This window comes from Anaplasma marginale str. Florida, from assembly GCF_000215485.1.
In the GTDB taxonomy this organism is placed as follows: Bacteria; Pseudomonadota; Alphaproteobacteria; order Rickettsiales; family Anaplasmataceae; genus Anaplasma; species Anaplasma marginale.
On the sequence record NZ_AFMS01000194.1, the window covers coordinates 1 to 1,101 of the forward strand.

At 49.9% G+C, this 1,101-nt stretch carries 2 protein-coding genes; one reads left to right on the forward strand and one right to left on the reverse strand.

The window, feature by feature from the left end:
* Window positions 1-319 (forward strand): TrbC/VirB2 family protein (locus GAC_RS05200; RefSeq protein ID WP_037349735.1); only part of this gene is annotated, 319 nt, incomplete at its 5' end.
* Window positions 320-383: 64 nt separating this feature from the next.
* Here GAC_RS05200 and GAC_RS05205 read toward each other — a convergent pair.
* On the reverse strand, window positions 384-1,101 hold a 718-nt coding region (locus tag GAC_RS05205; protein WP_037349738.1), incomplete at its 5' end, for a UbiD family decarboxylase.

The window sequence follows — 1,101 nt, forward strand, 5'->3', positions numbered from 1 at the left end:
TGCTGCAGGGGCTACTGCTCAGGCGAGCCCTAGTCCCAGTACTGAAGCTGATGATACAGCGACTGTTGTTATATGTAACGTTATACGGTTTGTGCAGAAGCTGGGACTACCTATCATGACTGGGGTGATATTGGGTTCTAGCATTATGGCCATCTTTGGTAAGCTTGCATGGCCTGCTATTGTGATGTTGGTTGTATTTACAGCTATATTCTTTGGTGCTGGTAAGCTTATGGCTAAATTTGCTGCCGGACTTAGTGGTGAAGGCATGGAGAATGCTGGTAAGTTTGACTGTGCCAGTCATACGAGTGCCAAGACTTAGTGGCAAGTAGCCGCTAGGTGGTGCAGAGAGCTGTGTTGGCCTTGGTTAGGAGATGCTGTGGTGGCTAATCTCTAAATCCGTATTCGGCCCATCGTGATGTCACCCGTTCAGTAATATCTTCGCTCATTTTCAGAGGGATACCCCAAAGGCGGGTGGTTTCTGGATGAATTTTGTTCGTCGCGTCAAACCCAACCTTGCTGCCCAACCCCTCCTCAGGGGAGGCGAAGTCTAGGTAGTCAATGGGAGATCGCTCAATGAACATGGTGTCACGGGCGGGGTCCATCCTGGTAGACATCGCCCATATTACATCCTTCCAATCTCGCACGCATATGTCCTCGTCGACGACTATGACAAACTTGACATATAAAAACTGCCGCAAATAGGACAAAACCCCCATGGCTATCCTCCGCGCGTGCCCTGGGTACGCCTTTTTGATGGAAACCACGGCCACACGGTATGAGCATCCCTCTGGAGGCAGCCAAAAATCTGTGATTTCCGGATATTGCAACTTTAACATAGGGATTAGGAGCTCCGTCAACACCTCTCCCAGCACAGAGCATTCATCCGGAGGCCTCCCGGTAAAAGTGCTCATGTATATCGGTGAAGAGCGCATGGTTATGGCCGTCACCGTGAATTTTGGGAACTTCTCCACACTGTTATAATACCCTGTGTGATCGCCATATGGCCCCTNTTCGAGAAATTCGTCGGCACTTACCACCCCTTCCAATACTATTTCAGCATTCGAGGGCACTTTTAGGGGCACCGTTATGCACTCAACAGCT